9 protein-coding genes are annotated in these 7,241 nt (G+C 54.7%); 7 read left to right on the forward strand and 2 right to left on the reverse strand.

All coding sequences use genetic code 11. The features are described from left to right. The first annotated feature begins 373 nt into the window (after window positions 1-373). Together ACOVRA_RS16555 and ACOVRA_RS16560 are read left to right on the forward strand one after the other, a co-directional pair. Entirely contained in the window at window positions 374-2,170 is a 1,797-nt protein-coding gene (locus ACOVRA_RS16555; protein WP_421721255.1) for an acetolactate synthase 3 large subunit, read from the forward strand. 120 nt (window positions 2,171-2,290) lie between these two features. Then, complete coding sequence (locus ACOVRA_RS16560) at window positions 2,291-2,509, forward strand: hypothetical protein (protein ID WP_421721256.1); 219 nt, start codon at window positions 2,291-2,293, stop codon at window positions 2,507-2,509. Window positions 2,510-2,734: 225 nt separating this feature from the next. Here ACOVRA_RS16560 and ACOVRA_RS16565 read toward each other — a convergent pair whose 3' ends face one another. Beyond that, entirely contained in the window at window positions 2,735-3,142 is a 408-nt protein-coding gene (locus ACOVRA_RS16565) for a type II toxin-antitoxin system HicB family antitoxin (protein ID WP_298226322.1), read from the reverse strand. Continuing rightward, window positions 3,139-3,321: a type II toxin-antitoxin system HicA family toxin gene (locus tag ACOVRA_RS16570; RefSeq protein ID WP_298226324.1), complete on the reverse strand. Its 183-nt coding sequence runs from the start codon at window positions 3,319-3,321 to the stop codon at window positions 3,139-3,141. Before ACOVRA_RS16570 ends, ACOVRA_RS16565 begins: the two co-directional genes overlap by 4 nt. A gap of 304 nt (window positions 3,322-3,625) precedes the next feature. Here ACOVRA_RS16570 and ACOVRA_RS16575 point away from each other — a divergent pair, with 304 nt between their 5' ends. The 5 genes from ACOVRA_RS16575 (at window position 3,626) to ilvC (ending at window position 7,224) form a co-directional block, all read left to right on the forward strand. Continuing rightward, on the forward strand, window positions 3,626-3,976 hold the full coding sequence (locus tag ACOVRA_RS16575) for a nuclear transport factor 2 family protein (protein ID WP_421721257.1): 351 nt from the start codon (window positions 3,626-3,628) through the stop codon (window positions 3,974-3,976). Between the two features lie 33 nt (window positions 3,977-4,009). Further along, entirely contained in the window at window positions 4,010-4,552 is a 543-nt protein-coding gene (ilvN, locus tag ACOVRA_RS16580; protein WP_290806776.1) for an acetolactate synthase small subunit, read from the forward strand. Between the two features lie 74 nt (window positions 4,553-4,626). After that, window positions 4,627-5,292 (forward strand): hypothetical protein, encoded by a 666-nt coding sequence (locus tag ACOVRA_RS16585; protein ID WP_290806773.1) that lies wholly within the window; start codon window positions 4,627-4,629, stop codon window positions 5,290-5,292. Between the two features lie 12 nt (window positions 5,293-5,304). Then, window positions 5,305-6,069, forward strand: coding sequence for a nuclear transport factor 2 family protein (locus ACOVRA_RS16590; protein WP_298226331.1), 765 nt, complete (start codon window positions 5,305-5,307; stop codon window positions 6,067-6,069). A gap of 135 nt (window positions 6,070-6,204) precedes the next feature. Further along, window positions 6,205-7,224, forward strand: a complete 1,020-nt coding sequence (ilvC, locus tag ACOVRA_RS16595) for a ketol-acid reductoisomerase (RefSeq protein ID WP_421721258.1) — start codon at window positions 6,205-6,207, stop codon at window positions 7,222-7,224. Window positions 7,225-7,241: the final 17 nt, after the last annotated feature.

Genomic DNA, 7,241 nt, shown 5'->3' on the forward strand with positions numbered 1-7,241 from the left:
TGGCCAAGGCGCTTGTGCATTTAGGCTTAGCTTAACCAAACTTCCCCGCTTGCAAACAACACAATGCCAGCAAACACGGTTTTGTGTAAATCAATACAGATTTTGAATTAAAATTCTAATTTATCTGATATACTAAGCATAAAATTCTAAGAAATTTTACTTGACCAAGGCGTCGCGCATGTTTATGCCTTTCGTAGAAGTTTGAGGAAACTCCATCATGCGCAACGTCGCACTTGTACTCGTTAGAATGCCGCGGCTTGGTGAGGGATAGTCCTCTCACCAAATCGCGGCGTTGTAACACAAGGGGCTCAACTGGCCCCTTTTTTCATGCCCAAAAAACCGCCATAAGCACCAAAACTTGGAAGCCTTCCCCATGTACGACACAGAAATCGAGACCAGCACCATGACAAAGCCTGAACCTATTGAAATGACAGGCGCCGAAATTCTGGTGCGGGCCATGCAAGAGCAGGGCGTGGAGACGATTTTTGGCTATCCCGGTGGGGCCGTCTTGCCGATCTATGATGCGCTCTATCAGCAAGAGCAGATTCACCATGTGCTGGTGCGTCATGAGCAGGGGGCAGGCCATGCGGCAGAGGGCTATGCGCGCTCCACAGGCAAATGCGGCGTACTTTTGGTGACGTCTGGGCCAGGGGCCACCAATGCGGTGACGGCTTTGGTCGATGCTTTGATGGATTCCATTCCTCTGGTGTGCATCACAGGCCAAGTTCCCTCGCATTTGATCGGCTCTGACGCGTTTCAAGAATGCGATACAACGGGGATCACGCGCTCTGCCACCAAGCACAATTATCTGGTCAAGGACGTCAATGACCTCGAGCGGATCGTGCATGAGGCGTTTCAAGTGGCGACCACCGGCCGTCCGGGCCCCGTTTTGATCGATATTCCAAAGGACGTTCAGTTCAAAAAGACGATTTATCGTGGCAAGCCCAACGATCTGTCGCCCAATTATCGCCCGCCTACCAGCCCAGACCTTCTGGCGATTGAAAAGGCGGTGGAGCTGATGGCCTCGGCCAAGAAGCCGATTTTCTATACCGGCGGTGGTGTGATCAATGCGGGGCCAGAAGCTTCAAAGCTCTTGCGCCAATTGGCAGCGGCGACGGGCTTCCCCGTGACTTCAACCCTGATGGGCTTGGGCAGCTTCCCTGCGAGTGATCCACAATGGCTCGGCATGTTGGGCATGCATGGCGCTTATGAAGCCAATATGGCCATGCATGATTGCGATGTGATGATCTGCTTGGGCGCGCGCTTTGATGACCGTGTGACGGGACGTTTAGACGCTTTTTCACCTAATTCAAAGAAAATCCACGTCGATATTGATCCTTCCAGCATCAATAAGAATGTGCGCGTGGATATTGGCATTGTGGCTGATGCGGGCAAAGCCATCGAGGCCCTGTTGGCCCAGTGGCAGGCCCGCGTTGGCAAGCGTGCCGACCTTGCCGCTTGGAATGCCCAAATTGATAGCTGGCGCGCCCGCAAAGGCTTTGCCTATCGTCAAAGTGGCGAGGTGATTAAACCCCAATATGCGGTCGAGCGCCTCTATGAACTGACCAAAGACCGCAAGACCTTCATCACCACCGAAGTCGGTCAGCATCAAATGTGGGCCGCCCAATTTTATCGCTTTGAAGAGCCTAACCGTTGGATGACATCGGGTGGTCTCGGCACCATGGGCTATGGTCTGCCTGCCGCCATTGGCGTGCAAATGGCGCATAAGGACGGCTTGGTGATCGATATTGCCGGCGAAGCCAGCATCCAAATGTGCATGCAAGAAATGAGCTGTGCAGTCCAATATGGCCTGCCGGTCAAAATCTTCATCCTGAATAATGAGTGGATGGGCATGGTGCGCCAGTGGCAGCAATTGCTGCATGGCGAGCGTTACTCCCAAAGCTATTCCCATTCTTTGCCTGACTTTGTGAAGCTCGCTGAAGCCTTTGGGGCCAAGGGCATCCGCTGTGATGATCCGACTTTATTGGACGCAGCCATCCAAGACATGATCGACTATGATGGCCCGGTGATCTTTGATTGCCGCGTCACCAAAGACGAAAACTGCTTCCCCATGATCCCATCGGGTGCGGCCCATAATGAAATGCTCTTGGGCGACGATGGTCAGGACTTGGGTACCGCGATTGACGAGAAGGGGCGGCAGTTGGTGTGATGGGGGTCAAAAATAGGATTGCCGATTAGCCGTTGACCTTAAACGCAACCACCGTTGACACCTTTAGCAGCCAACGTCATTCTACCCTAGATTATTTTAATTCGAAATGGGAGTTTTTTTATGACAGAAGTTTTTATGCAGCTTTTGCCATCATTATTGTTACAGGCAATATTGGGTATCGCCATTTGGAGACTGCTTAAAAAAGAGGGACAAGGTAAGGAATTGGAAGCATTGTGGTGCGCAATTCCAGTTATTGGAATGTTTGTTTGGCTCGTGCCTATTATGCTATTTCTTGGTCGAACAGCTGTGCGCTTGAAAGCAATGGAAGATTCCAAATAGCCAGATTGTTTGCTTCCGGCCGTCAAGGCACGCTTGGCTCTCTGGCCTTGACTGCCGCCATCAGACGCAGAACCCCGTCGACATGGCCCCCAGTTCAAGCGGGTCAAGGGCAGAAGCGAAGCGACCCTTGACGCGCTTGAACGGGTAACAACATAATTGAAACAAGGTTTTGCGTGACCAAAATGGTCACCAAAACCGCTCCCAGACGACTCCCTTCGGCAGAAGCTACCGCCCCACAATCTCATTGCGCGCCGCTTGGGCTAAAAACGCGCTGCGGGTGAGTTTGCGGGCAGAGGCGGCGGTGTCGATGGCGGCGAGGATTCCGGAATCGAGTGAGATGTTGATGCGGGTGGGCGTGTTGCTTGCGGCGATATGGGGCACCAAAATCAGGAAGGCACCATTTGCCAAATCCTCTTTCGCCAAATCTCGGATCGTCTCGATGCTGGATGGCTCGATGACACGGTCATTGTTCTCAAAATAAAGTGACACCGCTTCGGTGGCTTCGCGCACAACGCTTTCCAGATCATCAGCGGCTGAGAAGCAGCCCTCTAAATCTGGGAAAGAGACGCCAAAAGAGCTGTCTTCGTCTTTGTGGACGATGCCGTGGTAATAGAACATCGCGTTGCCTTTCATAGCCATCCTGCCATTTTTGCAATGGATCGCGCCGTGCCGAGCGGTAGGTCCTTCTTTGGATGCGGGACGATCACAACCAAGCCGCCTTTGGCGAATTTGTGATGTGAACCTTTGCTCGCAACCAAAATAAACCCTTCGGACAAAAGCCGCTTGACGATTTTCTTGCTGTCGCGCTCCATTGAGATAGAGTAATTAGAGGAAGTCAGCCTGTCAATTAGTGTGTAATTAAATGTGTATAATTTGTGGTTTAGCCATTCCCGCCACCGCTAATTTCCCTAGGCCCACTTAACCATCCGCGAAGGAGCAGCCTATGATCCTGACGAAGTTTCCATTTTGGGTAGCTGCACCCGTTGCAACTTGGGCGATGCTCATTCCTGTGCACAGCGTAACGGTGATGCCTCCGCGTACCCCGGTCCCTGTGCATGGTTCGGGACGGGAAAGCTGGTATCCGGATGGCGACGACTTAGACGACGAGGATGACAGATGACTGATCCCACCAGCTTCGCCGCGGCTTGGATCGCCGATTGGAATGCTCATGATGTGGAGAAAATCCTCTCCCATTACGTGGAGGATGTCGTGTTTCATTCTCCAAAGGTTGCGGTTCGCACCAAGGGCGAAAAGACCTTTTTCACCCATCGCGAGGAGTTGCGTCCCTATTTCAGTTTTGCGTTTCAAATCAGACCGCAGTTGCACTTTACCCTCTTTACGATCTGCCAAGATCGGCAAGGCTTGGCCTTGATCTATCAAGACGAAACAGGAGCAACGGCAACCGAACTGATGGAATTGAACGAACAAGGGCAAGTGGTGTTTGCACGCGTCCTCTATGATCGCTAAAGCAATCATAACTCTGAAAGTCGAGACCCATTCATGACCCAACCCGGTTCCGCTTATTTCATTCCTGAAGGCGAAAGCCCGATCATTCGCACCACTTTGGCCGTGATCGTCACCAATGAACCGGGCGTTTTGGCCCGTGTGGTCGGCCTGTTTTCGGCGCGCGGCTATAATATCGAGAGCTTGACGGTGGCCGAGACCGACCATGAAGCTCATACGTCGCGCATCACCATCGTCACCTCGGGCACGCCCAGCGTCTTGACCCAGATTCGCGCGCAGCTCGGCCGTTTGGTACCAGTGAAGCGTGTCATCGACTTTTATGGTGACAGCGACGCCGTCGCCCGTGAACTCGCGTTGATTAAGGTGGCGGGCACAGGCGATGTGCGCGTGGAAGCCATGCGCTTGGCGGACGCCTTTAAGTGCCGGATCATGGATGCCGGCTTAGACCATTTTACGTTTGAATTGACTGGCTCTTCTAAAAAGCTTGATGATTTCATTGATTTGATGCGCCCGTTGGGGTTGGTTGAGGTCTCGCGCACTGGTGTGGCAACCATCCGACGCGGCAAGGATGTGATTTAAGCGGCACCGTCGACGGCCTTTTTGGTTCGGCATTCGGCCTTGTTTTGGCCCAAAGTTCAGGTTTGGATGGGTGGATGAAAAGCTCTTTTCGATATTTGATTATGCTCGCCATTGCCGCCGTCTTGGGCTTGACTATCTATTTGGTCGGCAAGGCGGAACCCGAACAAAAGGCGTTGTTTCTGGGCGTTGATGGCGATCCGCGCATGCGCTTGTGCGACAGTCCGGTGAATGGCGAATTGGCCGACCCCGCTGTCTTAAAGGCCATGGGCATTGATTCCCCCTTCGCGAAGGCGGCTGGCGATAAGGCGGCTTATCGTGTGTCGGTGCTGCGTCCTGCAAGTCAGGAAAGCCTCAGCATCACTTTTTCCACACCCGAAGCGGAGCCTGGGCGTTACAGCATGGTGCGTTGGGATGGGAAGGCCATCACCCGCGCCAGTGGGAGTTTGGACGTGACCGATGCTGCAACCCTCGTCTATGCCTTTGAGGACGCCAAAATCTGGGGCGAACTCAAGCGCACGATCGAAACTCTGGCCCGCGCAGGCCAAGCCACGGCAGTGATTGAAGTGCGCGCGCCCAAGCGCGAGCGGTGCATTTCCACCCGCTATGACGATGAACGTGTGCGTCCACTTTTGGCTGTGTTTGCCAAGAAGCTTTCGTTTCAACCCGGTGCCTTGCCGGTTGAGGGCCTCGTTTCACCGCAGGCAAGTTTTGTTCCGGTCGGACCCAGCAAATCAAACTAGGGGAGGGAGTTCATGAGACGCATATCTGCTGCCCTGATTGGCTCCTTGGTGCTCGCTTGTGTCTTGCAACCGGTAAGTGTGACGGCACAGGCCAGTAAGAAGCCCGCCACACAGGCAAAGGCACCAGCCAAATCGAAGCCTGCCCCAAAGGCAGAGTGGCGCGCGCCCACGACGCCGCCAACCGAAACGACTGCAGCGCCGACGGCGGAAGCTTCGACAGAGACGGCGGCACCCCTTGCGCTGCCCGCATCAGAGGCTGGCACCCCCGATGGTCTGCGCGCGGCGCAAGCCGTCAGTAACGAACCACCAGCCCCGGCACCGAAAATAATCGATGAGAGCGAGGAATTGTTGGCGATTGACCGCGCCTTTGCCGAAAACCTCCTCGCGAACGGCCCTCTAAAATCCTATGAGGCCTTGATGTCGAATGAAGGCATTTTGCATGACGCCTCAGGGTCATCGCCAGCCGGTGCAGCAGGCGCGCAGGCGCGCTTTGGGACGTTCCCAGCTGATGTCACCTTAGAGCGCAACCCGGAGAGCGCCATGGCCGCTGGTGGGTCTGGCTCGTCTTGGGGGCGTTATGTGATCCGGCGCGGCGATAATCAGCTTAGCCTTGGCCGTTATGTCACGGTCTGGCGTCGCGAAGCGGGTGGCTGGTTGATTGTGACAGAGCTTGCGGCAGGGCGTGCGGGCCCTCAAGCCGCCGCTGCAGCAGGGCCTTTACCGCGCAGACCACCCAGTGCTGCACCCCGTCCACCCGCAACCACCCCCCCGAACTGAAGGTTTTGCTGAGATCGAGCGCCGCTAAGCTGATGGCTTCGATTGACCTGAACGCAAAAAAACGCTCTTAACCCGGGGCAAATTCAACTTAGTCTGCACATTTGTGCCGCTACAATTTCAATCTGGAGAGAAAAAATGCGCGTGTTCTATGACGCTGACTGTGACCTTGGCCTGATCAAGGACAAGATTGTCGCGGTGGTTGGCTATGGCAGCCAAGGCCACGCCCATGCGTTGAACATGAAGGATTCCGGCGTGAAGAATGTCTGGGTTGCTTTGAAGGCGGGTTCGGCTTCGGCAGCTAAGGCAGAAGCCGCTGGCCTGAAGGTCGTGACTGTCGCAGAAGCCGCGCAAAAGGCTGACGCTTTGATGATCGTGACGCCCGACGAAATCCAGCCTGAGCTCTATGCTGCTGAAATCGCGCCTTACATCAAGCCAGGCCAAACCCTGATGTTTGCCCACGGCTTCTCGGTCCACTTCGGCCTGATCCAGCCGCCAAAGGGCGTGGACGTGGTGATGGTTGCGCCAAAGGGCCCAGGCCACACGGTTCGCAGCGAGTATCAAAAAGGCGGCGGCGTGCCTTGCCTTGTGGCCGTGCAGCACAATGAAAGCGGCAAAGCCCTCGATTTTGCTTTGGCCTATGCTTCAGCTGTCGGTGGTGGCCGCTCTGGCATCATTGAGACCAATTTCCGCGAAGAATGCGAAACCGATTTGTTCGGCGAGCAGGCCGTTCTGTGCGGCGGCTTGGTTGAATTGATCCGCGCTGGCTTTGAAACCTTGGTTGAAGCAGGCTATGCGCCCGAAATGGCTTATTTTGAGTGCTTGCACGAAGTGAAGCTGATCGTGGACTTGATCTATGAAGGCGGTATCGCCAACATGAATTACTCCATCTCCAATACCGCCGAATATGGCGAATATGTCACCGGCCCTCGCATCATCACGCCAGAAACCAAGGCAGAAATGAAGCGCGTGTTGGAGCATATCCAAAATGGTGGCTTTGCCCGTGACTGGATGCTGGAAAACAAAGCCGGCGCGCCCTTCTTCAAGGCCACCCGTCGTTTGGGCGATGAGCATCAGATCGAAGCGGTGGGCGCACAATTGCGCGGCATGATGCCCTGGATCGGCAAGAACAAGATGGTCGACAAAGCGAAGAACTAATCGGTTTGCCGATCCAA

This window comes from Aquidulcibacter sp. (assembly GCF_049239865.1).
In the GTDB taxonomy this organism is placed as follows: Bacteria; Pseudomonadota; Alphaproteobacteria; order Caulobacterales; family Aquidulcibacteraceae; genus Aquidulcibacter.

What these genes read in the sequence shown, in the direction of transcription:
- ACOVRA_RS16560 (WP_421721256.1), top strand. Translation starts at nt 2,291, where the DNA reads ATGACAGAAGTTTTTATGCAGCTTTTGCCATCATTATTGTTACAGGCA.
- ilvC (WP_421721258.1), top strand. Translation starts at nt 6,205, where the DNA reads ATGCGCGTGTTCTATGACGCTGACTGTGACCTTGGCCTGATCAAGGAC.
- ilvN (WP_290806776.1), top strand. Translation starts at nt 4,010, where the DNA reads ATGACCCAACCCGGTTCCGCTTATTTCATTCCTGAAGGCGAAAGCCCG.
- ACOVRA_RS16585 (WP_290806773.1), top strand. Translation starts at nt 4,627, where the DNA reads ATGAAAAGCTCTTTTCGATATTTGATTATGCTCGCCATTGCCGCCGTC.
- ACOVRA_RS16570 (WP_298226324.1), bottom strand. Translation starts at nt 3,321, where the DNA reads ATGGAGCGCGACAGCAAGAAAATCGTCAAGCGGCTTTTGTCCGAAGGG.
- ACOVRA_RS16575 (WP_421721257.1), top strand. Translation starts at nt 3,626, where the DNA reads ATGACTGATCCCACCAGCTTCGCCGCGGCTTGGATCGCCGATTGGAAT.
- ACOVRA_RS16565 (WP_298226322.1), bottom strand. Translation starts at nt 3,142, where the DNA reads ATGAAAGGCAACGCGATGTTCTATTACCACGGCATCGTCCACAAAGAC.
- ACOVRA_RS16590 (WP_298226331.1), top strand. Translation starts at nt 5,305, where the DNA reads ATGAGACGCATATCTGCTGCCCTGATTGGCTCCTTGGTGCTCGCTTGT.
- ACOVRA_RS16555 (WP_421721255.1), top strand. Translation starts at nt 374, where the DNA reads ATGTACGACACAGAAATCGAGACCAGCACCATGACAAAGCCTGAACCT.